This is a genomic window from Streptomyces sp. DF42 (genome assembly GCF_058267695.1).
Window position 1 is genome coordinate 6,107,442 of sequence record NZ_CM177859.1, and the last position, 22,391, is coordinate 6,129,832.

A 22,391-nucleotide genomic window follows, 5' to 3' on the forward strand; every position below is an offset into this window, starting at 1 on the left:
GCCGCACACTTCCATGAACCTCGGAAGGAACCCACGCCATGACGCTCTTGTTGGCGGATGCCATCTCCGTCATCCGCACCAAGCGGGACCGCGGCGAACTCAGCGACGAGCAGATCGACTGGGTCATCGACGCGTACACCCGCGGGGAGGTCGCCGACGAGCAGATGTCCGCGCTCGCGATGGCCATCCTGCTCAACGGCATGAACCGCCGCGAGATCGCCCGCTGGACCGCCGCGATGATCAACTCCGGTGAGCGCATGGACTTCTCGTCCCTGTCCCGCCCGACGGCCGACAAGCACTCCACGGGCGGCGTCGGCGACAAGATCACCCTGCCGCTGGCCCCCCTGGTCGCGGCTTGCGGAGCGGCCGTCCCGCAGCTGTCGGGCCGCGGCCTCGGCCACACGGGCGGCACGCTCGACAAGCTGGAGTCGATCCCCGGCTGGCGCGCCCTGCTCTCCAACGAGGAGATGCTCTCCGTACTCGACGGCACCGGCGCGGTGATCTGCGCGGCGGGCGACGGCCTGGCCCCGGCGGACAAGAAGCTGTACGCGCTCCGCGACGTCACCGGCACGGTCGAGGCGATCCCGCTGATCGCCTCCTCGATCATGTCGAAGAAGATCGCCGAGGGCACCGGCTCCCTCGTCCTGGACGTGAAGGTGGGCACGGGCGCCTTCATGAAGACGATCGAGGACGCGCGGGAACTCGCCTCGACGATGGTGGGCCTGGGCACCGACCACGGCGTGCGGACGGTCGCCCTGCTCACGGACATGGCCACCCCCCTCGGCCGCACCGCCGGCAACGCGCTGGAGGTCCGCGAGTCGGTGGAGGTCCTGGCGGGCGGCGGCCCGTCGGACGTCGTGGAGCTCACCCTCGCGCTGGCCCGCGAAATGCTGGACGCGGCCGGTGTGAAGGACGCCGACCCGGCGAAGGCCCTGGCCGACGGCTCGGCGATGGACGTCTGGCGCCGCATGATCGCGGCCCAGGGCGGCGACCCGGACGCGACCCTGCCCACCTCCCGCGAACAGCACGTCATCAAGGCCCCGTCCTCGGGCGTCCTGACCCGCCTCGACGCCTACGGCATCGGCGTCGCCGCCTGGCGCCTGGGCGCGGGACGTGCCCGCAAGGAGGACCCGGTGCAGGCCGGCGCGGGCGTGGAGATGCACGCGAAGCCGGGCGACACGGTGACGGCCGGCCAGCCCCTGCTCACCCTGCACACCGACACCCCCGACCGCTTCGAGTACGCGCTGCAGGCGGTGGAGGGTTCGTACGACATCGGGGCCGCGGGCGCGCAGTTCACGGCTTCGCCGGTGGTGCTGGAGCGGATCGCCTGACCTCGCCGGGACGAGCCGCGCGGGCCGGTTCCTCGGGACCGGCCCGCGCGGCTCGTGCGTTCTCAGCCGAGCAGGGCGGCGGCCACCACCAGGACCGGAACCGACAGCACCGTCGACACCAGGATCGAGTCCCGCGCCAGCCCCTCCGCCACCCGGTAGCGGCTCGCGTACGCGTACAGGTTCTGCGCGGCCGGCAGCGCCGACGTGACCACCACGTCCAGGAGTTGGGCGCCGCGCAGCCCGAACATCCCCACCGCCAGCGCCCAGGCCACCACCGGCTGGCCCACCGACTTCAGAGCGACGGACAGGAACACGGGCCCCCTGTCGGCACCCCTGCCCGGCATCGTGCTGCCGCACAGCGAGATACCGAACGCCAGCAGGACCGCCGGCACCGACATGTTGCCGATCAGGGTCAGCGGGTCCATGACCGGATCAGGAACCCGGACACCGGTGGCGGCGACCGCGACGCCGGCCAGCGAGCCGACGGCGATCGGGTTGCGCAGCGGCGTGAGCAGCCGTAGCCACAGCGGGCCCTTCTCGCCCTTGCCGGAGAGGTCGAGGACCGTCAGGGCGATCGGTGTGACCGCGATGATCTGGAACAGCAGCACCGGCGCCACCAGCGACGCATCGCCCAGCACATACACGGCGATCGGGATACCGAGGTTGCCGGAGTTGACGTAACTGCTGCACAGGGCGCCGATCGCGGTGCGCCCCACACCCCAGTCCCGTACGACACCGACCGTGACGAAGGCTCCGGCCGCCGCGGCCGTGCTCATCGCCGTGACCAGGAGCCGGCTGGAGAAGATCACCGACAGGTCGGCGCGGGCGAGGGTCGTGAAGAGCAGGGCGGGGGAGGCGACATGGAAGGCCAGCTTGGTCAGCACCTCCCGCCCGTGCTCGCCGAGGTGACCCTGCCGGCCGATCACATAGCCCACACCGATGACGACCGCGATGACCGCGAAGCCCGTCAGCACCCCCTGCACGGCACCCCCTGCGCGGTGGGAGAACCGTGAGGTATCGCAGGAGGCACTGATTCATGGGGCATGCACCCAACCCTCGGGGGAGGGCAGGACGCAGGTCAATGTGACCTGTGCGGGCCCGCGATGAGTTCCGCCCGCATCCCCGGTCTACCGCTCGTGGACGCCATGACACCCGCCGTACTCGTGCTGACCGGCCCCGTCACCCGTGACGAGGTGGCGGCGCTGTGCGACGAGGTGCGCGCGCTGCTGGAGGCCACGGGAGCCGGGGCCGTGGTGGTCGACGTCGCCGGGATCGGGCCCCCCGGGCTGGGCGCCGTGGACCTGCTGGCACGGCTGGAGCTGGCCGCGCGGCGGGCCGGGGGCCGGATCCGGCTGCGGGACCCCGCGCCCTCCCTACACGCCCTCCTCGGCCTCGTCGGACTCCGCTTCGAGATGGAGGGGCAGGCCGAACAGCGGGAACCAGCGCTTGGTGTCCAGGAAGAAGTGGAACCCGGTGAGCCGGCCGTCTGAGATCTCCAGCACCTGCACCGCCCACGGGGCGTAGCCGCTCTCGTCCGGGTCCGGCTTGTACTGGGCGAAGCCCGGCAGGCCGTTGACCTGGACCGGCACCAGGCGGGAGCCCTCGCAGGCCGAGCCCAGCGTGGTCATGAAGCCCGCGATGTCGTCGTGGCCCGTCAGCCAGAGGTCGAACGGCGGCATCGTCATGACGGCGTCCTCGTGCAGCAGGGCCGTGAGCGCCGTCATGTCGTACCCCTCGAAGGCCGCCACATAGCGGTCCAGGAGCTTCTGCTGCTCCTCGTCCAGCGGGTCGGAGACGGCCGCGCCCGTCGCCTTGTCCTCCCGCTCGGCGAGTGTCGCCCGGGCCCGCTGCAGAGCGCTGTTGACCGACGCGACCGTGGTGTCGAGCAGCTCGGCGACCTCGCTCGCCCTCCAGGCCAGGACCTCGCGCAGGATCAGCACCGCGCGCTGCTTGGCCGGCAGCTGCTGCAGGGCGGCCATGAAGGCGAGCCGCACGGACTCCTTGGCGACGGCCGCCTCCGCCGGGTCGTCCGTCGTGGGCAGCACGCGGGCGTCCGGCATGGGTTCCAGCCAGGTGTGGTCCGGGCGGGGGGAGAGCGCGGCCTGGGCCAGCGGAGTCGACTCGCTCAGATCCATCGGGCGGGCGCGCTTGTTGCCGGCGGTCAGCATGTCCAGGCAGACGTTCGTCGCGATGCGGTACAGCCAGGAACGGAGGCTGGAGCGGCCCTCGAACTTCTCGTAACTGCGCCACGCGCGGACCATCGTGTCCTGCACCGCGTCCTCGGCCTCGAAGGAGGAACCGAGCATGCGGTAGCAGTAGCCGGTCAGCTCGACGCGGTGTTTCTCCAGCCTGACGTCGAGGTCTGCAGTCGTGGTCGCCGTGCCGTCGCTCATCGTCCACCCACCCCTGTGGCATTCCCTGTCACGCGCCCTTGCGCCCAGCACGTCCGAAGCTAGCGCAGGCCACTGACAATCGCGTGGCGAGCGGCGGAATGTGCAGGTGGATGAGGCTTGCCGTCCCCGGGGCGCTGCCCCCTGACCGACCTGAATCAGCCCCTCCGGCGTTTGAGGAGCGGGGGCCCGGGCGCCGGCCCCCAGGACGGGACGGGTAGGGGCGGCGGGGGCGAGAAGAGGTCAGTGCACCGGTACCGGGCCGCGTCGCGCAGCGACCCGCGCCGCGCGCGTCCCGAACACCGTGATCGTCACGACACCCAGCACCGCCAGCAGGCCGACGCCCACCGTCCCGGCCCAGCCCGAGGCGTGGAAGGCCAGCGCCCCGACCGTGCTGCCCGCGCTCGACCCGACGTAGTACGCCGACTGGTACAGCGCGGACGCCTGCGCACGCCCCGTCGTCGCCGTCTTGCTCACCGCCGACGACGCGACCGCGTGCCCCGCGAAGAACCCGGCGGTGATCAGCACCAGACCCAGCAGGACCGGCACCAAAGACCCCGCGAGGGACAGGACCAGGCCCGACGCCGTCGTACTGCCCGCCAGGTACAGCGCCCCACGGCGGCCCAGACGGCCGACCAGCCGCCCCGCCGTCGACGCCGACACCGTGCCGACCAGATAGACCAGGAAGACCGAGCCGATGATGCCCTGCGGGAGCGAGAACGGCGCCTCGGTCAGGCGGTAGCCGATCACCGTGTAGACGCCGCCGAACACCGTCATGAACAGTGCGCCGATCGCGTACAGCCGACGCAGCAGCGGGTCGGAGAGGTGGTCGCGGACCGTCCGGGCCAGGACGCGCGGCCTCAGCGAGCCGGCGACGAAGTGCTTCGGCGCCGGCAGCAGCAGCCGGAACGCCACCGCGCACCCGACCGCGATCGCGCCGATCACACCCACCGCGGCCCGCCAGCCCCACTCCTGCGCGACCCACCCGGTGATGACGCGGCCGCTCATCCCGCCGACACTGTTGCCCGCCACGAACAGGCCGATCGCCGTGACCAGCGCCTTCGGCCGGACCTCCTCCGCCAGGTACGCGGTCGCCGACGCCGGAAGACCCGCCAGCGCCGCCCCCTGGACCGCCCGCAGCACGACCAGCGAGGTCAGCGAGGGAGCGAAGGGGACGAGGAGGCCCACGGTCACCGCGACCGCCAGCGAGGCCGTCATCACCGTACGGCGGCCGAACCGTTCCGAGAGCGCGCTCATCGGCAGGACGAACACCGCCAGACCACCGGTGGCCGCCGCCACCGTCCAGCTCGCCTCACTCGCCGCCACCCCGAACTCGCCCGAGATCAGCGGCAGCAGGGCCTGGGTGGAGTAGAGCAGCGCGAAGGTCGCGACCCCCGCGAGGAAGAGGGCGAAACTCATCCGGCGGTAGCCGGGCCCGCCCGGGGTCATTCGGGAGTCGGAAGCGGACTCGGAGGCCGGGACGGAGGCGGGGGCGGAAGCGGAGACGGACGAGACGGCGCCCACGACGGTGGACGCCCCGGTACTGGCGGGAGACATGCCTCGAAGTTACGTACGGCCCCGCTCATCCGTCCAATGCATGGAATCGTCATAATCGTTCCCATGGTGCATCAGCAGAGGTCAGAAGCTCGCCTGTCACCGTCCAGTGACACAAAAGACACCGACGACATCGTCACGCTGCTCGCCCCGCGGCTCGCCCACTTCGCCGGCGTCGCCCGCACCGAGCACGTCACGCGCGCCGCCCAGGAGATGCAGGTCCCGCAGTCCACCCTCTCCCGGGGCATGGCCCGGCTCGAGGAGGACCTGGGCGTCGACCTGTTCGCCCGCCACGGCCGCACCGTCTCCCTCACCCCCGCCGGCCGCACCTTCCTCGGTTCCGTGGAACGGGCCCTCGCCGAGATCGGGCGGGCCGCCGAGGAGGTCCGTGCCGACGCCGACCCGGCCACCGGCAAGGTCGCCTTCGGCTTCCTGCACACCATGGGCGCGGAAACCGTCCCGGGCCTGCTCCAGGCCTTCCGCGTCGACCACCCCCGCATCCGCTTCAGCCTGGTCCAGAACTACGGCGAGGCGATGCTGGAGAAGCTGCACGCGGGGGAGCTGGACCTGTGCCTGACGTCCCCGGTCCCGGATGCCCCGGGCCTGGTCGCCCGCCGCCTGGACGAACAGAAACTGCGCCTGGTCGTCCCCGCCGACCATCCCCTCGCGGCCCGCCGGCGCATCCGCCTCGCCGAAGCGGCCGACGAGACGTTCGTGACCCTCGAACCCGGTTACGGCCTGCGCCGCATCACCGACGACCTCTGCAAGGAGGCCGGCTTCCGCCCGAGGGTCGCCTTCGAGGGCGAGGAGGCGGAGACCCTGCGGGGTCTGGTGGCGGCAGGCCTCGGAGTCGCCCTTCTGCCGCCACCGACGGTGCCCCGCCCGGGAGTTGTGGAGCTGACGATCACCGGCCAGCGAGCACTCCGCGAAATCGGCGTCGCCTGGCGGGAGGGCCACCCGGACACACCCCCCGTGGCGGCCTTCAAGAGGTTCCTGCTCTCGAGAAGGGGGAATCTCCTGCCGACCTGAGGGGCGCGCCCGAGCCCTTACCGGCGCAACGACTTGCCGAACCCGGCGGCCAACGGCATCCGCAACCCCAGGGGAGGCGGAGCCGCGAGCGCGTCCTCCACCGGCCGCGAGAAGGACCGCCCGAACAGCGTCCCCATCACGAAGTCCTCGGCCAGCGCGTGCACTTCGCTCCGGTACTGATGCAACCCGTGGCCGTCGGAGTGCACTTCGAACCGGCACACGTCCCGGTTCGCCTTCTTCGCCCGCGCCGCCAGCCGGAAGGACAGCTCGGGGTCGGAGACGTCGTCATTCGTGCCGTGCACGATCAGCACCCGCCGCCCCGCGAGCTGCCTCACCGGTTCCGGCGAGGCGGCGACGTCCTCCTCCGGCAGCCAAGGGGCGATCGCCAGCACGGAGTTGACGGCCTCGTGCCCGCCCGCGCGCAGTGCCGCCCGGCCGCCCATGTCGAGACCGGCGAGGCAGACGGGCACGTCCCCGTACCGCCGTACGGCCTCGTCGGCGGCCCAGGAGGCGTCGCGGGCCAGATGTGCCTCGTTGCCGTTCCAGCCGCGGTAGCGGTAGTGCACGACATGGGTGGCCAGCCCCTCGTCGCGCCCCGCGCGGACCAGGCGGCGGCCCAACGCGCGTACGGATGCGGTCGCCAGCATGGGGGAGGGTCTGCGGGCCGACTCCTCGTCCCCGCCGGGGAGCAGCAGGACCACTGCACTCACCGCCGCCGGCTCCGGGCCGAGTGCCCTCCCCAGCCGGGCCCGTCGAACCGGCGTCGCTTGGTGTGCCATGACAGAACAGTGTCAGAAGGGTGGGTGTACATGACCCGTCCTTGGGGTCACCGTTACGTATCGACGGAGATGCGCACCGCGCGATCTACGCGCGTAGGAGTTAGAGTGCGGAAATGACGAGCCAGACCATCTCGAACACCCCGACGCCGGATCAGATCCGCCGGGCGCCGAAGGTTCTGCTGCACGACCACCTCGACGGCGGCCTCCGCCCGGGGACGATCGTCGAACTCGCCCGTGACGCGGGCTACTCACGCCTCCCCGAGACCGACCCCGGCAAGCTCGGCGTCTGGTTCCGGGAGGCCGCCGACTCCGGTTCGCTGGAGCGGTACCTGGAGACCTTCTCCCATACCGTCGGCGTCATGCAGACCCGGGACGCGCTCGTCCGGGTCGCCCGCGAGTGCGCCGAGGACCTCGCCGAGGACGGCGTCGTGTACGCCGAGGTGCGCTACGCCCCCGAGCAGCACCTGGAGGGCGGGCTCGGCCTGGAAGAGGTCGTCGAGGCCGTCAACGAGGGCTTCCGCGAAGGGGAGCGGCTGGCGCGGGCGAACGGCCGACGAATCCGCGTCGGCGCCCTGCTCACCGCCATGCGGCACGCCGCCCGCGCCCTGGAGATCGCCGAACTCGCCAACCGGTACCGGGACCTGGGCGTTGTCGGCTTCGACATCGCGGGCGCCGAGGCCGGTTACCCGCCCACCCGGCACCTCGACGCCTTCGAGTACCTCAAGCGCGAGAACAACCACTTCACCATCCATGCCGGCGAGGCCTTCGGGCTGCCGTCCATCTGGCAGGCCCTGCAGTGGTGCGGCGCCGACCGGCTGGGGCACGGCGTGCGCATCATCGACGACATCCAGGTGCGGGCCGACGGCTCGGTGAAGCTCGGCCGGCTCGCCTCGTACGTACGGGACAAGCGCATCCCGCTCGAACTGTGCCCGAGCTCCAACCTCCAGACCGGGGCGGCGGCGTCGTACACCGAGCATCCGATCGGTTTGCTGCGACGGCTGCACTTCCGAGCTACCGTGAATACGGACAATCGGCTCATGTCTGGCACAAGTATGAGTCATGAATTCGAGCATCTTGTCGACGCATTCGGTTACTCGCTCGATGACATGCAGTGGTTCTCCGTCAATGCGATGAAATCAGCGTTCATTCCTTTCGATGAACGACTGGCGATGATCAATGACGTCGTCAAGCCCGGATATGCCGAGCTGAAGTCCGAATGGCTGTTCCAGCAAACTGCCTCCACCAGCGGTTCTGCGCCCACGGAGGAGTGAATCGAGGTATCGGGGTGTGTGGAATGCGGACGGGTATTCACAACCCGTCCGCATTTCGATGTTTGCGGCGGGCGGGTTCGCGTGTTTACGGTCGTGCACACCGCTCACATTCCCCCAACCCCATTTCGAGGACGCATTTTCATGAAGCAGTCTGCTGCCAAGACCCTCGGTGTCGCCGCTCTCGGTGCCGCCTTCGCCGCCGCCGGCGCGGGTGCCGCGAACGCGGCTCCGGCGGTTCCGGACGCGACCGGGACGCTGGACACCGTCACCAGCACCCTCCCGGCGCAGAACGTCTCCCAGGCGCTGCCGGGTGCCGGGGCGGCGGTGACCCAGGGCAAGCCCGCCCTCGAGCGCGGTCTGGCCGCCGTGCAGCCGTCCGCCTCGCGCGCGCTCGCCGACGGTCCGGCCACGCCGGTCGCCGGACTGCTCGGCGGCCTGCCGGTGCAGGGCGGTGTTCCCGTGAAGGGCCTTCCGCTCGGCGGCTGACCCACCCGCTGAACGCGCCGATGGGGCGCACCCCTTGGACACGGGGTGCGCCCCATCGGCGTATCCGCGAAGGTCACCAGGCGGTACGGGCCGCCTGGTCCTCCGAGGGCAGCAGGATCCACAGCGCTATGTAGAGCAGGAACTGCGGGCCCGGCAGCAGGCAGGAGAGCAGGAAGATCACGCGCATCGTCGTCGCGGAGGTGCCGAAGCGCCGGGCCAGCGCGGCGCACACTCCGCCGATCATGCGGCCGTTCGTGGGGCGGGCAAGGGCGGACATGTGCGGCTCCTTCGTGAGCGTCGGTCCAAGGCGGCCTTCGGTGACTGCCTCATCTGCCATCAACGCTACGGAGACGAAGGGGGCAAAGCGTCGCTCTATGGTGCGATCCCGACCCTGGGAAACGTCGGGGTGCGACCCTGAGCCGCGTCCTCCTGGCGGACGGCCGCGCCGTCCCCGCGCTCGGACCTGCGACGGAGCCAGCAGCGGGCCACCGGGACGACGGCGAGGTGGGCGAGGGCCACGCCCACGGTGTTCAGCAGCAGCGAGTCGACGTCCGGGACCCGGCCCGGCACCCCGGTCTGCAGCAGCAGGATGCCCAGCGACACCAGCGCGCCCGCGGCGACCGTACGGAGGAACGAGGCGAACGGGAAGGCCCAGAGCCTGCCGTGCGCCATCGGCAGGAGCACGCCGAGCGGCGCGAGGAGGGCGACGCCCTCGCCGATGCTGCGGGCCGCCTGAGGCCAGCCCAGGGCGAGGTCGGCCCGGATGCCGGCGAAGGGACGCACGTTGGGAGGCATCACCCACAGCACGTCCAGCGGACGCAGCGTGAGCCAGGCGACGAACGCGAGGTGTGCGACGAGGAGGACACCCCCTGTCACACGGATGCGGATCGCGGCGCTGCCGCCGATGGAGCCTTGACGCTGCACGCCCCTCTAGACGCGCCCGTCGGCACGATCGGTTCCGCCTGCTCCCCGCGCACCTCGATGAGGCTTGCGCCACACCCGCACGTCAGCCGCCCGTCACCTCGCCGGACGGCGGCTTCTCGGTGCCGGGGCGGGATCGGACCCCGTCCGTGCACGCGTAGCGGTGCAGCGGGTCATGTCCGGGCCCGCCGAGGATGACCGAGCCGTCGCCCTCGGCCGCCGCCGAGTCGGAGAACGTGCACACGACCTGGGCCAGGGCGAAGGACGTGAGGCCGCCGGGCGGGCTGCTCAGACGGAGCGTGTCCTCGGGGTCGCCGGGGCGCGGCCCGCTCACGTTCATCCCGCCGCGTACGTCGGTCGTGTACCCGGCCTCCTTCTCGGCGGCCGACGGCGACGCCGCGAGCTGGTCGAGCAGCCCCTGCGCCACCAGCAGCCGCCGCCGCGAGTCCGGGGTGCCGTTGGGAACCCGTACCGTCCGGTCGACGGCGACCAGCGACGAGCCGCACAGCAGGAACACCTGCACCGGCAGCCCGCGCGAGGCCTGAGTCGAGACGTCAGGGCCGGCCAGCGAGCACTGCACCCGTGAGGGCGCCGCCCCGAAGTCCGTGGGCACCTCGGTGGATCGGATGCCGCACCCGGTGAGCAGCGCGGCCGTGCCGACGAAAAAGGGGAGCGCCAGCAGGCGTCGTACGGTCATGAGGCGTTCGCGCCCTTCCCCGGGTCCTTCTCGGACTCCTCCGTCAGTGCCGACGCGTCCCGCGGCAGCCACAGCGTGAACACCGCACCCCCGGTGGGGGAGTTCGCGGCGGTGATCTCGCCGCCGTGGATGTGGGCGTTCTCCATGGCGATGGACAGGCCCAGGCCGCTGCCCTCGGAGCGGGGCCGGGACGCGCTCGCCTTGTAGAAGCGGTCGAAGACGTGCGGCAGGACGTCCTCGGGGATGCCGGGCCCGTGGTCCCGTACCTCGATGACGACCCGCGCGTCCTCCCCGCTCTTCGCCTCCGACTCCCGCACCACGACGCGGACGGGCGAGCCGCCGTGCTTGAGCGCGTTGCCGATGAGGTTCGCCAGGATCACGTCCAGGCGGCGCGGGTCGAGCCGGGCGTGGATACCGCGCTCGGCGTCCAGGTCCACCGCGTCCAGCCAGGCCCGCGCGTCGATGCACGCCGTGATCTGGTCGGCCACGTCGACGTCGTCCAGGACCAGGCGCGCGGTGCCCGCGTCGAAGCGGGTGACCTCCATCAGGTTCTCGACGAGGTCGTTGAGCCGCCGGGTCTCGCTGACGACGAGCCGGACGGCGGGCTCGATCATCGGGTCCACGCTCCCGGACTCCGCCTCCAGCTCCTCCTCGAGGATGTCCGTGACGGCGGTGATCGCGGTGAGCGGGGTACGCAGTTCATGGCTCATGTCCGCGACGAACCGCCGGGACGCCTCGTCCCTCGATGCCATGTCCTCGACCCGTTTCTCCAGCGCCTCGGCCGCGTGGTTGAACGTCCGTGACAGGTCCGCGAGTTCGTCGGTGCCGGACACCCTGAGCCGGGTGTCCAGCTTGCCCTCGCCGAGCCGGCGGGCGGCGCTTCCCAGGCGCTGCACGGGCTTCAGCACGGTCGAGGCGGCGGCCTGCGCGAGCAGCGCCGAGCCGACCAGTGCGAGAGCGGTGGCGATCCCCAGCGACCAGGCAAGGGAGTTGAGGTCCTTGGCCTCCGGCTCCAGCGACTTGAGCATGTAGCCGGTCGCCCCGCCGTCGATCACCCTCGTGCCGGCCACCAGGTACGGCGTGCCGTGCTCACTGATCCGCTGCCAGTACAGGTGGTACGCGTACTTGTTGCCGGAGTCGACCTGCTGCTTCTTGGTCACGGCCGCGCGCAGCGACTCGGGCACGTCCCGCAGCGAGAAGCCGTCGAGTCCGCCCGAGCTGCCGTACACCGTCTTGCCGTCGGGGTCCTGGGCGACGAGCAGCACGCTGAAGCGCTGGCTGCTGAGGGTCATCTGCCCGGCGGTGTGCTGCAGTTCGTCCTGCGTGGGGTGCGAGCGCAGCGTGCCTGCCCGCGTCTGCATGGCCTGCCGGAAGTCGCCGAGCACCGCGTCCTGGGTGCGGGTGAGCACGGCCTCGCGGTTGAGCCAGTACGCGATCCCGGACGCGGAGACGGCCGCGGTGAGGGCCACGAGCCCGAACACGACGACGAGACGCAGCCGGAGGCTGGTGAACCGCAGCCGTGAGAGATGTCCCTTGCGCGTCGCGGCCCAGCCGCGAACCCCCCCTGGTGCTTCGGTCACTGAGGCGTGTCCAGCCGGTAGCCCACACCGCGCACGGTACGGATCAGCGTCGGGGACGACGGCACGTCCTCGACCTTGGCGCGCAGCCGCTGGACACACGCGTCCACCAGCCGGGAGTCACCGAGGTAGTCGTGCTCCCACACCAGGCGCAGCAGCTGCTGCCGGGACAGCGCCTGCCCCGGCCGCCTGCTCAGCTCCAGCAGCAGCCTCAGCTCGGTCGGGGTGAGCTGCAGGTCCTCGCCGTTCTTCGTGACAGTCATCGCCGCGCGGTCGATGACCAGGCTGCCGAAGCTCGCCGCGTCGGTCGACTCCCGCTCGCCGCGCCGCAGCACGGCCCGGATCCGGGCGTCCAGCACCCGCCCCTGGATCGGCTTGACCACATAGTCGTCCGCGCCGGACTCCAGCCCGACGACGATGTCGATGTCGTCGCTGCGCGCGGTCAGCAGGATGATCGGCAGCTGGTCCGTGCGCCGGATGCGCCGGCACACCTCGAACCCGTCGATGCCGGGCAGCATCACGTCCAGCACGATCAGGTCCGGCCGCTGCTCGCGCAGGAGCTTCAGACCGTCCTCTCCGGTGGCAGCGGTGGCAACCCGGTGTCCCTGGCGCGTAAGAGACAGCTCCAGGGCCGTACGGATGGCGTCGTCGTCTTCGATCAGCAACAGGGAAGGCACGGGGCTCATTCTGGCCCATGGTGGGGTGGGGTTTCGACTCCTGCTACGGACCAGTACGTCTACGTGCACATACCGCTCTTCTCTGTGACCGCGCCGGGTCCCGCATACGGCCGACCCCTGTGACAGGTCTGTGACAGTCGGCGGACACGGCCATGAAGGTGCGTTGGCAAGCTTCTCGGCACAGGCAAGGAAGCACCGCCTGAGCAAGCCGAACACCGGAAGTCCACGACGGGGGGCGCGAGATGAACACGCTGCACGGCATCACCACCAGCGCAGTGATCACGCGTCTTCACGACGTGAACGGGGGCCGGGGTTCCGAGAAGTCCGGTGCCGTGAGCGGGCGGGGGTGCGCTCGCGGCACCGGGCGTCAGCACACGGCGTACATGTCGGTTGTTGACGTCACGGGGGAACACGGGGGAAGCGCGTACAGGGAGGACACGGGGGAGCGTCGTTCGCTGTCGGAAGCGGAGTTCACCGCCTACGTCCAGGAGCGCCGCGCCTCCCTGTACGCAACCGCCTACCACCTGACCGGTGACCGCTTCGAGGCCGAGGACCTGCTGCAGAGCGCGCTGTTCTCGACGTACAAGGCGTGGGACCGGATCAGCGACAAGGCGGCGGTCGGCGGATATCTCCGCCGCACCATGACCAATCTGCACATCAGCGCGTGGCGCCGCCGCAAGCTGAACGAATACCCGACCGAGGAACTGCCGGAGACGCCCGGCGACACGGACGCGATGCGCGGCACCGAACTGCGCGCCGTCCTGTGGCAGGCGCTCGCCCGCCTCCCCGAACTCCAGCGCACCATGCTGGTCCTGCGCTACTACGAGGGCCGCACGGACCCGGAGATCGCGGAGATCCTCGACATCAGTGTCGGCACGGTGAAGTCCAGCATCTGGCGGTCGCTCCGCCGGCTGCGCGAGGACGAGGTCCTCAGCTTCGGCCGTGACGAGGAGGACGCCTTCGGGGAGCTCGTCGCCTGAGGGCTGGGGAGGGAAGCAGGTAACGGGGGAAGCACGGGGGAGCGGTAACCGGGGGGCCAACGGGGGAACGGGGGCCCGACGGGATCTGGGGGAAGCACCACGGGGGGAACGGGGGAACGGGGGAGCGGGACCGGAGGGCCGGGGGGTCCGTCCAGTCCCGCTTTTCCGTGTGCCCCCGCTTTTCCGTGTGCGCTCAGCCGGCCGGCGTCGCCGCCGGGCGCCGGCCCACCGCGGCCGCGGCCAACCGGCCCAGCGCCTCGTCACGGTCGCAGGCGTACGCGCCGAGGGCGGTCTGGCGGGCGATGATCGAGCGTTCCTGGCGCATCAGGCGCCACCCGCGGCGGAGCAGGAACAGGACCGACTTGCGGCCCTCCTTGAGGTCGCGCAGGAAACGGCGGCGGAAGGTGCGGACCGGGCCGCGGTTCAGGCACAGCGCGTCGGCCAGCAGCCCCAACTCCCGGCAGCGCTCGACTATCTCGGCCGCGAAGATGCCCTCCGCGATGAACAGCGGGGTGCGCCCGATGTCGACGCTCTCCTCGCCGGTGCGGGCGCTGAGCGCGAGGTCGTACACGGGAATGTTCGTACGGCCCGTGCGGCACAGCCGGGCGATCGCGGTGACGGCCGTTTCGGTGTCCCAGGAGTCCGGGTGGTCCCAGTCGATGTCGGAGCTTCCCGCCACCAGCGGCAGCGTCGGGTCCTCGGCCTCCTTGTAGAAGTCGTCGAGGCGCAGCACGGGGAGGCCGGAGCGGGCGGCGACCAGGGACTTGCCCGAGCCCGAGGGGCCGCAGAGCAGCACGACGCGGGCGGGGGAGGGGAGATGGATGCTCACGGGACACCAGTTTGACGTATTCCGTAGGCCCTGCCGACCCCGCGGGTCGTCTTTGGAGCGCGCGTCACACCTCAACTACCCTTCGTGTCGAACTGATTACTCTGTGAACTCGAAGGTGGCTTCAGCAATGGCACGACACACCTCCCCGCTCCACTCCACCGCCACGCGCGCCCTGATCGCCCTCGCGACCGCCTCCGCGGCGCTGGGCGCGGGCGCGGCGACGGCGTCCGCGGACTCCGCCGCGGCCCTGAAGGTGCCCGTGTCGCCGACCGCGATCAGCAAGATCGCCGCCGCCCCGCAGGCCGCCCCGGTGAAGGACATCGGGGGTGACCTCGCGATCCTCAGGGGCGCCGGCGACCCGCACAACAAGGGCGTCGACATCCCGCTGTCCGGGATCACCGGCCCGATCACCCAGACCGGCCCGATCGGCGCCGTCCCGGCGCTGGAGGGGTTCGCGGGGATGCTGGGCGGCGGAGGTCTTTCCTGAGGCCGAGGCGCACGCGAGAGAGCCGCGTCCTCCCCGGACGGTGGGAGGACGCGGCTCTCGGTCTGCGGGGGCCGTCGTCAGTACGACGAGCCGGACGCGCCCAGCGAACCCGTCGGGTGCCAGACGGTCTTCGTCTCCAGGAACGCCGTCATGCGGTCGATGCCGGGAGTCGCCGTCCAGTCGTCCACAGGCTGTGGACGAAGGACGCGCTTCAGGTTGTCCGCCGCCGCGATCTCCAATTCCTTCGCCAGGCCGTCGTCGGTGCCGGCGCCCGCCAGGTCGATCGCGTTGACGTCCTGGTGCGCGGCGAGCGGCGCGGCGATCTCCGCCGTACGGCCCGACAGCACGTTGACCACACCGCCGGGCAGGTCGGAGGTGGCGAGCACCTCGCCCAGCGACAGCGCCGGGAGCGGGGACCTCTCGCTCGCGATCACGATCGCCGTGTTGCCGGTGGCGATCACCGGGGCGAGGACCGAGACCAGGCCCAGGAAGGACGACTTCTGGGGTGCGAGGACGGCGACGACGCCCGTCGGCTCCGGGGAGGAGAGGTTGAAGAACGGGCCCGCCACCGGGTTCCCGCCGCCGACCACCTGAGCGATCTTGTCGGTCCAGCCCGCGTACCAGACCCAGCGGTCGATCGCGGCGTCGACGAGCGCGGCGGCCTTCGCCGTGTTCGACTTCGACTTCGCGGGAGACAGGCCCTCGGCGTCGGCGACCTCCCGGACGAACTGCTCCCTGCGGCCCTCCAGCATCTCGGCGATGCGGTAGAGGATCTGCCCGCGGTTGTACGCCGTCGCGCCGGACCACGCCCCGAACGCCTTGCGGGCGGCGACCACCGCGTCACGGGCGTCCTTGCGGGACGAAAGGGGCGCGTTCGCCAGCCGGTTGTCCTTGGAGTCCGTCACCTCGTACACCCGGCCGCTCTCGGAACGCGGGAACTTCCCGCCGACGTACAGCTTGTAGGTCTTGAAGACGCTCAGACGCTGCTGCTCGGACTTCTCAGACATCGAGGTACGCCTCCAGACCGTGACGGCCGCCCTCGCGGCCGAAGCCCGACTCCTTGTAGCCGCCGAACGGCGACGTCGGGTCGAACTTGTTGAACGTGTTGGACCAGATGACACCGGCCCGGAGCTTGCCCGCGACCGCCAGGATGCGCGAACCCTTCTCCGTCCAGATGCCCGCGGACAGGCCGTACGGCGTGTTGTTGGCCTTCGCCACGGCCTCGTCCGGGGTGCGGAAGTTGAGGACGGACAGCACAGGGCCGAAGATCTCGTCGCGGGCGACGGTGTGCGCCTGGGTGACGTTCGTGAAGAGCGTCGGGGCGAACCAGTAGCCGGACGAGGGGAGTTCGCAGGCCGGCGACCAGCGCTCGGCGCCCTCCGCCTCGCCCCGCTCGACGAGCGAGGTGATACGGGAGAGCTGCTCCTCGGAGTTGATCGCGCCGATGTCCGTGTTCTTGTCCAGCGGGTCGCCGAGGCGGAGGGTGGAGAGCCTGCGCTTCAGGGACTCCAGCAGCTCGTCCTGGATCGACTCCTGGACGAGGAGACGGCTGCCCGCGCAGCACACCTGGCCCTGGTTGAAGAAGATGCCGTTGACGATCCCCTCCACCGCCTGGTCGATCGGGGCGTCGTCGAAGACGATGTTGGCGCCCTTGCCGCCCAGCTCGAGCGTGAGCTTCTTACGGGTGCCCGCGACGGTCTTCGCGATCTCCTTGCCGACGGCCGTGGAGCCGGTGAAGGCGACCTTGTTCACGTCCGGATGCGCCACGAGCGCGGCGCCCGCGTCGCCGTATCCCGGAAGGATGTTGACGACACCCTTGGGCAGGCCGGCCTGGCGGCAGATGTCCGCGAAGAACAGCGCGGAGAGCGGGGTCGTCTCAGCGGGCTTCAGCACCACCGTGTTGCCGGTCGCGAGGGCAGGGGCGATCTTCCACGCCAGCATCAGCAGCGGGAAGTTCCAGGGGATGACCTGCCCGGCGACGCCGAGGGGGCGGGGGGACCCGCCGAAGCCGGCGTGGTCGAGCTTGTCGGCCCAGCCCGCGTAGTAGAAGAAGTGCGCGGCGACCAGGGGGAGGTCGGCGTCGCGCGTCTCCTTGATGGGCTTGCCGTTGTCCAGCGTCTCCAGGACGGCCAGTTCGCGGCTTCGCTCCTGGATGATCCGGGAGATGCGGAACAGGTACTTGGCGCGCTCGGCGCCCGGCAGTGCGGACCACTCCCCGAAGGCCTTGCGGGCGGCCCTCACGGCGCGGTCGACGTCCGCCTCGCCCGCCTGGGCGATCTCGGAGAGGACCTCCTCGGTCGACGGCGAGACCGTCTTGAAGACCTTGCCGTCGGCCGCCTCCGTGAACTCGCCGTCGATGAACAGGCCGTAGGAGGGGGCGATGTCGACGATCGAGCGGGACTCGGGCGCCGGTGCGTAATCGAATGCGGATGCCATGGTGATCAGTCCACCGTCACGTAGTCGGGGCCGGAGTAGCGGCCGGTGGCCAGCTTCTGACGCTGCATCAGCAGGTCGTTCAGGAGCGAGGAGGCGCCGAAGCGGAACCAGTGGTTGTCCAGCCAGTCCTCGCCCGCCGTCTCGTTGACGATGACCAGGAACTTGACGGCGTCCTTGGAGGTGCGGATACCACCCGCGGGCTTCACGCCGACCTGGATGCCGGTCTGGGCGCGGAAGTCGCGGACCGCCTCCAGCATCAACAGGGTGTTCGCGGGGGTGGCGTTGACGGCGACCTTGCCGGTGGACGTCTTGATGAAGTCCGCGCCCGCCAGCATGCCGAGCCAGCTCGCACGCCGGATGTTGTCGTACGTCGACAGCTCGCCCGTCTCGAAGATGACCTTGAGGCGGGCCGAGGCCCCGCAGGTCTCCTTCACGGCGACGATCTCGTCGTACACCTTCAGGTAGTTGCCCGAGAGGAACGCCCCGCGGTCGATGACCATGTCGATCTCGTCCGCGCCCGCGGCGACGGCCTCGCGCACGTCCGCCAGCTTCACGGCGACCGCGGCGCGGCCCGCCGGGAAGGCGGTGGCGACCGAGGCGACCTTCACGGTCGAGCCGGCGACGGCCTCCTTCGCGGCGGGAACCATGTCCGGGTAGACGCAGACGGCCGCGGTCGAGGGAGTCGTACGGTCGGTGGGGTCGGGGCGGACCGCCTTGGCGCCGAGCGCCCGGACCTTGCCCGGGGTGTCCGCGCCTTCCAGCGTCGTCAGGTCGACCATCGAGATGGCGAGGTCGATGGCGTACGCCTTCGCGGTCGTCTTGATGGAACGGGTGCCGAGGGACGCGGCCCGCCCCTCCAGGCCGACCGCGTCGACGCCGGGCAGCCCGTGGAGGAAGCGGCGCAGCGTGCTGTCGGACGCGGCGACGTCCGAGAGTGTGTGAGCTGCTGTGGGTGCATTGGTGGGCATGGTCACCAGACGAGCATATCTACGCGCGTAGCGGCTGTACAGCCCCGGCTGCTCGTTCAGCTGCTGTCCGGCTGCGCCTGTGGCTGTTCGTACGGCTGTTCGTCCGGTGCGGTCACACCGCGTACGAGCACCGCCCCGGCCGTCGGGCAGAATCGGGACCATGACGACCCCGGACCACGAGTCACCAGCGCCGCAGCCCCCGGCCTCCGAGTTCAAGGACCGGGTCTACCGGTCGTCCTCGGGCATCGCCGGCGGTGTCCTGCTGCTGGCCATCGCGGCCTGGCTCGGCATCGACGCGATCATCTCCGGGCACGGCCGCACGCCCTGGCTCGCGCTCGCCACGCTGATCCTGATCGTCCCTCTGATCGTCGCCTTCACACTCCGCCCGGCCGTGTACGCCAACAATGAGCGGCTGCGCATCCGCAACCCGTTCCGCGTGGTCGTGGTGCCGTGGGGCCAGGTAGCCACCCTGCGGTCCGGCTACTCGAACGAGGTCGTCACCAACTCCGGCGGGACGTACCAGCTGTGGTCCGTCCCCGTCTCGCTGCGGGCCCGCAAGAGGGCGGCCCGGCGCGAGGCCAGGTCGACGGCGGAGCGGGCAGCGGAGGCGGACGGCCGGGGCGGGCGCGGCGGCCTCGGGGGGCGGGGACGTATGGGCGGTCTGGGCGGCTCCTTCGGGGCCGGTGGGTTCTCGGGCGGCGCCGCCGGCCCCAGGGGTTCCACTCGCGCGCAGTCCGACCAGGTCATGGACGACCTGCGCGAGCTCCTGGAGACGCATGAGCGGGCGGAGGAGACGGCGCAGGGCGAGGTGACCGTGCGCTGGGCGTACGAGATCGCGGGTCCGGTGCTGGCCGGGGTCGTGCTGCTGGCCATCCTGGTGGCGACGGGCTAGGTCGACAGCCGCCGGGTCCCCTTCGACGAGTGGTCGGTGCTCGGCTTCCGGTGGCCCTGGCTGGAGCGGAAGGCCGGGCTCGTCCACCCCTATGAGAGAACGGCCGCCGAGATCGCCGCGATGTGGCGGGAGCCCGGGTACCGGCCGCTCGTCGAGGCGGGCGAACGGGAGCGGGGGCGGCTGCTGTGGCCGCTGGGCGTGGTGGCGGCTCTCGCCTGGGCGGCGGGCTTGATCCTGTTGCCGTAGCGGCGGTGCAGCGTGAAGGGGGCGCCCTCGCGGGCACCCCCTCGGTCAGATGCCCGCTGCGGCCGACAGGTCCCGCTTGATCGCCGTGAGCAGTTCGTTCGCGGTGGTGTGGGCCGTGGGCAGGGCGGCGTGGGTCGGAACGGGGACCACGACCTCCAGGTAGCACTTCAGCTTGGGCTCCGTGCCGCTCGGGCGGACGATCACGCGAGCGCCGTCGAGCGTGTAGCGCAGGCCGTCGGTGGGCGGGAGCCTGTCGGTGCCCTGGCTGAGGTCCTCGGCCCGGGTGATGGCGAGGCCCGCGAGCTCGGTCGGGGGCTGCTCACGGAGCTGCTCCATGGCGCGGGCGATGACGGAGAGATCCTCGACCCGGACCGAGAGCTGGTCGGTGGCGTGCAGCCCGTGCTCCACGGCGAGGTCGTCGAGGAAGTCGAGGAGAGTGCGGCCCTCCTCCTTGAGCTGCGAGGCGAGTTCCGTGATCAGGAGGGCGGCCGTGATCCCGTCCTTGTCGCGTACGCCGTCGGGGTCGACGCAGTAGCCGAGGGCCTCCTCGTAGCCGTAGCGCAGGCCCTCGACGCGGGCGATCCACTTGAAGCCGGTGAGCGTCTCCTCGTACGGCAGACCTGCCTTTCCGGCGATCCGCCCGAGGAGGGAGGACGACACGATCGACTCGGCGAACGTCCCCTGCGCGCCGCGCCGGACGAGATGCGCGGCGAGCAGCGCGCCGACCTCGTCGCCGCGCAGCATCCGCCACTCCCCGTGGTCCTTGACGGCGACGGCGCAGCGGTCGGCGTCGGGGTCGTTGGCGATGATCAGGTCCGGGTCGGTCTCGCGGGCCTTCGCGAAGGCCAGGTCCATGGCGCCCGGCTCTTCCGGGTTGGGGAAGGCGACGGTGGGAAAGTCCGGGTCGGGCTCGGCCTGTTCGGCGACGAGGGCGGGCCGGGGGAAACCGGCGCGGGCGAAGGCGGCGAGGAGGGTGTCCTTGCCGACGCCGTGCAACGCTGTGTAGACGGTGCGGGCGGTGCGGGGGGAGCCGGCGGCGAGTACGGCGTCCGTGCGGGCCAGGTAGGCGTCGAGGACGCTGTCGTCGAGGGTCTCCCAGCCGGTGTCCGGGCGCGGGATGTCGTGGAGCGATGTGATCGCCTGGATTTCGGCTGCGATCTCCGTGTCCGCGGGCGGCACGATCTGGGAACCGTCGCCGAGGTAGACCTTGTAGCCGTTGTCGCGGGGCGGGTTGTGGCTGGCGGTGACCTCCACGCCGGCGACCGCGCCCAGGTGCCTTATGGCGTAGGCGAGGACGGGGGTGGGGAGGGGCCGGGGAAGCACGGCGGCGCGGAAGCCGGCGCCGGTCATCACGGCGGCCGTGTCGCGGGCGAAGTCGACTGACTTGTGGCGGGCGTCGTAGCCGATGACCACCAGGCCGCCCTGCCGGCCCTTGGCGTTGAGGTATGCGGCGAGGCCCGCGGCTGCCCGGACCACGACCGAGCGGTTCATGCGCATGGGGCCGGCGCCGAGTTCGCCGCGCAGGCCCGCGGTGCCGAACTGGAGGGTGCCACTGAAGCGGGCGGTGAGTTCGGTGACGTCTCGGGCCTCGATGAGCTTGGCGAGCTCGTCACGGGTGTCCGGGTCGGGGTCCTCGGCCAGCCAGGTCTTGGCCCGGGCGATGAGATCGTCTTGCACGGTCGGTCCAGCCTCTCGTGTGGGTCGTGATGCCTGCGGCGCCTGTGCGGCTTCGGCGGGGGTGCGTGTCGCGCCTCGGGTCGGTGGGCGGGTCGGGGCCGGGGGTGTCCGTCCTCGGTCGGCGGTGCCGTTGGCCGGGTGGTGCCCGGTGACGGACGCCGGCCGCTGCGGGCGGACACTCCCCAGCCCCTGTTCGCCGTGGGCGGCTGACGGCCCATCGTGGCGCGGGGACTGCCAGGTGCGCTCAGATACGGCCCAGGACCTGCGCCAGCAGCGAGCCCATTCGTGTCGCCGAGTCGCGGCCCGCCCGGAGGACCTCTTCGTGGTTCAGGGGCTCGCCCGTCATGCCGGCCGCGAGGTTGGTCACCAGGGAGATGCCCAGCACCTCGGCGCCCGCCTCGCGTGCGGCGATCGCTTCGAGGACCGTCGACATGCCCACCAGGTCCGCGCCGATCACCCGCGCCATGCGGATCTCGGCCGGCGTCTCGTAGTGAGGGCCGGGGAACTGCGCGTAGACGCCCTCCTCCAGGGTGGGGTCGATCTCCTTGCACAGGGCGCGCAGGCGGGGGGAGTAGAGGTCGGTGAGGTCGACGAAGTTCGCGCCGATGATCGGGGACGTCGCCGTCAGGTTGATGTGATCGCTGATCAGGACCGGCTGGCCGGGGCGCATGCCCTCGCGCAGGCCGCCGCAGCCGTTGGTGAGGACGATCGTCTTGCTGCCGGCGGCGACCGCGGTGCGCACGCCGTGTGCCACGGCGGCGACGCCTCGGCCCTCGTAGTAGTGGGTGCGGCCCAGGAAGACCAGGACGCGCTTGGCGCCGATGCGGTATGAGCGGATCTTGCCGCCGTGGCCCTCCACCGCCGGCGGCGGGAAACCGGGCAGCTCGGTGACCTGGAACTCGGCATCGGGTGCGCCGAGGGCGTCCACCGCCGGTGCCCAGCCGGAGCCCATCACGAGGGCGACGTCGTGGGTCTCGGCGCCGGTCAGGTCGCGCAGGCGTGCGGCGGCGGCGTCGGCGGCGGCGTGGGGGTCGCCCTGGATGTCGTCCGGAAGAAGAGATGCGTTCACGCGGTCGAGAGTAGCCGGTCGGGGCCTACGCGCGTAGATGACAGAGCTCACGGGTTTGCGATCGTTGTCTTGTCGTTTCCAACGAAGGGCGGGGG

Annotated in this window: 24 protein-coding genes; 9 read left to right on the plus strand and 15 right to left on the minus strand. The window is 71.4% G+C overall.

The features are described 5' to 3' along the window. The first annotated feature begins 38 nt into the window (after positions 1-38). The gene (locus ACYUED_RS28115) at positions 39-1,331 is read left to right on the plus strand and encodes a thymidine phosphorylase (RefSeq protein WP_491286255.1); all 1,293 of its coding nucleotides are present in this window, start codon (positions 39-41) and stop codon (positions 1,329-1,331) included. Positions 1,332-1,393: 62 nt separating this feature from the next. Here the strand turns inward: ACYUED_RS28115 and ACYUED_RS28120 are convergent, their stop codons facing one another. Then, a complete protein-coding gene (locus ACYUED_RS28120) occupies positions 1,394-2,314 on the minus strand; it encodes an AEC family transporter (protein WP_491286257.1) in 921 nt (306 codons plus the stop codon). A gap of 120 nt (positions 2,315-2,434) precedes the next feature. Here ACYUED_RS28120 and ACYUED_RS28125 point away from each other — a divergent pair, with 120 nt between their 5' ends. Further along, positions 2,435-2,821 (plus strand): STAS domain-containing protein, encoded by a 387-nt coding sequence (locus ACYUED_RS28125; RefSeq protein ID WP_491286259.1) that lies wholly within the window; start codon positions 2,435-2,437, stop codon positions 2,819-2,821. Here ACYUED_RS28125 and ACYUED_RS28130 read toward each other — a convergent pair. Both ACYUED_RS28130 and ACYUED_RS28135 read right to left on the minus strand, forming a co-directional pair. Continuing rightward, positions 2,705-3,724 carry a sigma-70 family RNA polymerase sigma factor gene (locus ACYUED_RS28130; protein WP_491286261.1) on the minus strand — a complete coding sequence of 340 codons (1,020 nt, stop codon included), beginning with the start codon at positions 3,722-3,724 and terminating at the stop codon, positions 2,705-2,707. The genes ACYUED_RS28125 and ACYUED_RS28130 overlap by 117 nt on opposite strands. Before the next feature lie 240 nt (positions 3,725-3,964). Beyond that, positions 3,965-5,278, minus strand: coding sequence for an MFS transporter (locus ACYUED_RS28135; RefSeq protein WP_491286263.1), 1,314 nt, complete (start codon positions 5,276-5,278; stop codon positions 3,965-3,967). A 63-nt stretch (positions 5,279-5,341) separates the two neighbouring features. On the opposite strand from ACYUED_RS28135, the gene ACYUED_RS28140 reads away from it, so the two are divergent. After that, on the plus strand, positions 5,342-6,304 hold the full coding sequence (locus tag ACYUED_RS28140) for a LysR family transcriptional regulator (RefSeq protein WP_491286265.1): 963 nt from the start codon (positions 5,342-5,344) through the stop codon (positions 6,302-6,304). Between the two features lie 17 nt (positions 6,305-6,321). On the opposite strand, the gene ACYUED_RS28145 is transcribed toward ACYUED_RS28140, so the two are convergent. Beyond that, complete coding sequence (locus ACYUED_RS28145) at positions 6,322-7,083, minus strand: alpha/beta hydrolase (RefSeq protein ID WP_491286267.1); 762 nt, start codon at positions 7,081-7,083, stop codon at positions 6,322-6,324. Between the two features lie 113 nt (positions 7,084-7,196). On the opposite strand from ACYUED_RS28145, the gene ACYUED_RS28150 reads away from it, so the two are divergent. Next, the gene (locus ACYUED_RS28150; protein ID WP_491286269.1) at positions 7,197-8,354 is read left to right on the plus strand and encodes an adenosine deaminase; all 1,158 of its coding nucleotides are present in this window, start codon (positions 7,197-7,199) and stop codon (positions 8,352-8,354) included. Positions 8,355-8,495: 141 nt separating this feature from the next. After that, complete coding sequence (locus ACYUED_RS28155) at positions 8,496-8,840, plus strand: ATP-binding protein (protein ID WP_266520685.1); 345 nt, start codon at positions 8,496-8,498, stop codon at positions 8,838-8,840. A gap of 73 nt (positions 8,841-8,913) precedes the next feature. Here ACYUED_RS28155 and ACYUED_RS28160 read toward each other — a convergent pair whose 3' ends face one another. The 5 genes from ACYUED_RS28160 to afsQ1 all read right to left on the minus strand — a co-directional run bounded on the left by ACYUED_RS28160 (position 8,914) and on the right by afsQ1 (position 12,712). Further along, a complete protein-coding gene (locus ACYUED_RS28160; protein WP_491286271.1) occupies positions 8,914-9,117 on the minus strand; it encodes a PspC domain-containing protein in 204 nt (67 codons plus the stop codon). A gap of 95 nt (positions 9,118-9,212) precedes the next feature. After that, positions 9,213-9,764 carry a VanZ family protein gene (locus ACYUED_RS28165; protein WP_491286274.1) on the minus strand — a complete coding sequence of 184 codons (552 nt, stop codon included), beginning with the start codon at positions 9,762-9,764 and terminating at the stop codon, positions 9,213-9,215. Positions 9,765-9,846: 82 nt separating this feature from the next. Next, the gene (locus ACYUED_RS28170) at positions 9,847-10,458 is read right to left on the minus strand and encodes a hypothetical protein (protein ID WP_491286276.1); all 612 of its coding nucleotides are present in this window, start codon (positions 10,456-10,458) and stop codon (positions 9,847-9,849) included. After that, complete coding sequence (locus tag ACYUED_RS28175; protein WP_491286278.1) at positions 10,455-12,038, minus strand: ATP-binding protein; 1,584 nt, start codon at positions 12,036-12,038, stop codon at positions 10,455-10,457. The genes ACYUED_RS28170 and ACYUED_RS28175 overlap by 4 nt, the downstream gene beginning before the upstream one ends. Then, entirely contained in the window at positions 12,035-12,712 is a 678-nt protein-coding gene (afsQ1, locus tag ACYUED_RS28180) for a two-component system response regulator AfsQ1 (RefSeq protein WP_046261189.1), read from the minus strand. The genes ACYUED_RS28175 and afsQ1 overlap by 4 nt, the downstream gene beginning before the upstream one ends. 242 nt (positions 12,713-12,954) lie before the next feature. Here afsQ1 and ACYUED_RS28185 point away from each other — a divergent pair, with 242 nt between their 5' ends. Then, positions 12,955-13,692 carry a SigE family RNA polymerase sigma factor gene (locus ACYUED_RS28185; protein WP_491286280.1) on the plus strand — a complete coding sequence of 246 codons (738 nt, stop codon included), beginning with the start codon at positions 12,955-12,957 and terminating at the stop codon, positions 13,690-13,692. A gap of 193 nt (positions 13,693-13,885) precedes the next feature. Here the strand turns inward: ACYUED_RS28185 and ACYUED_RS28190 are convergent, their stop codons facing one another. Then, positions 13,886-14,521, minus strand: a complete 636-nt coding sequence (locus tag ACYUED_RS28190; RefSeq protein ID WP_491286282.1) for a uridine kinase family protein — start codon at positions 14,519-14,521, stop codon at positions 13,886-13,888. A 127-nt stretch (positions 14,522-14,648) separates the two neighbouring features. Between ACYUED_RS28190 and ACYUED_RS28195 the strand changes: the two genes are divergently transcribed. Further along, positions 14,649-15,008: a hypothetical protein gene (locus ACYUED_RS28195; RefSeq protein WP_491286283.1), complete on the plus strand. Its 360-nt coding sequence runs from the start codon at positions 14,649-14,651 to the stop codon at positions 15,006-15,008. A gap of 77 nt (positions 15,009-15,085) precedes the next feature. Here the strand turns inward: ACYUED_RS28195 and ACYUED_RS28200 are convergent, their stop codons facing one another. The 3 genes from ACYUED_RS28200 to deoC are packed head-to-tail and all read right to left on the minus strand — an operon-like array spanning position 15,086 to position 18,412. Beyond that, a complete protein-coding gene (locus ACYUED_RS28200) occupies positions 15,086-16,015 on the minus strand; it encodes an aldehyde dehydrogenase family protein (RefSeq protein WP_491286285.1) in 930 nt (309 codons plus the stop codon). Beyond that, positions 16,008-17,444 (minus strand): aldehyde dehydrogenase family protein, encoded by a 1,437-nt coding sequence (locus ACYUED_RS28205; protein ID WP_491286287.1) that lies wholly within the window; start codon positions 17,442-17,444, stop codon positions 16,008-16,010. Before ACYUED_RS28205 ends, ACYUED_RS28200 begins: the two co-directional genes overlap by 8 nt. A gap of 5 nt (positions 17,445-17,449) precedes the next feature. Continuing rightward, the gene (deoC, locus tag ACYUED_RS28210) at positions 17,450-18,412 is read right to left on the minus strand and encodes a deoxyribose-phosphate aldolase (protein ID WP_491294468.1); all 963 of its coding nucleotides are present in this window, start codon (positions 18,410-18,412) and stop codon (positions 17,450-17,452) included. A gap of 160 nt (positions 18,413-18,572) precedes the next feature. Here deoC and ACYUED_RS28215 point away from each other — a divergent pair, with 160 nt between their 5' ends. Further along, positions 18,573-19,304 carry a PH domain-containing protein gene (locus tag ACYUED_RS28215; RefSeq protein ID WP_491286289.1) on the plus strand — a complete coding sequence of 244 codons (732 nt, stop codon included), beginning with the start codon at positions 18,573-18,575 and terminating at the stop codon, positions 19,302-19,304. A gap of 36 nt (positions 19,305-19,340) precedes the next feature. Further along, complete coding sequence (locus ACYUED_RS28220) at positions 19,341-19,550, plus strand: hypothetical protein (protein WP_491286292.1); 210 nt, start codon at positions 19,341-19,343, stop codon at positions 19,548-19,550. Positions 19,551-19,595: 45 nt separating this feature from the next. On the opposite strand, the gene ACYUED_RS28225 is transcribed toward ACYUED_RS28220, so the two are convergent. Together ACYUED_RS28225 and ACYUED_RS28230 are read right to left on the minus strand one after the other, a co-directional pair. After that, positions 19,596-21,227 carry a phospho-sugar mutase gene (locus ACYUED_RS28225; RefSeq protein ID WP_491286294.1) on the minus strand — a complete coding sequence of 544 codons (1,632 nt, stop codon included), beginning with the start codon at positions 21,225-21,227 and terminating at the stop codon, positions 19,596-19,598. A 244-nt stretch (positions 21,228-21,471) separates the two neighbouring features. Then, positions 21,472-22,296, minus strand: a complete 825-nt coding sequence (locus ACYUED_RS28230) for a purine-nucleoside phosphorylase (protein WP_491286296.1) — start codon at positions 22,294-22,296, stop codon at positions 21,472-21,474. Positions 22,297-22,391 lie beyond the last annotated feature (95 nt).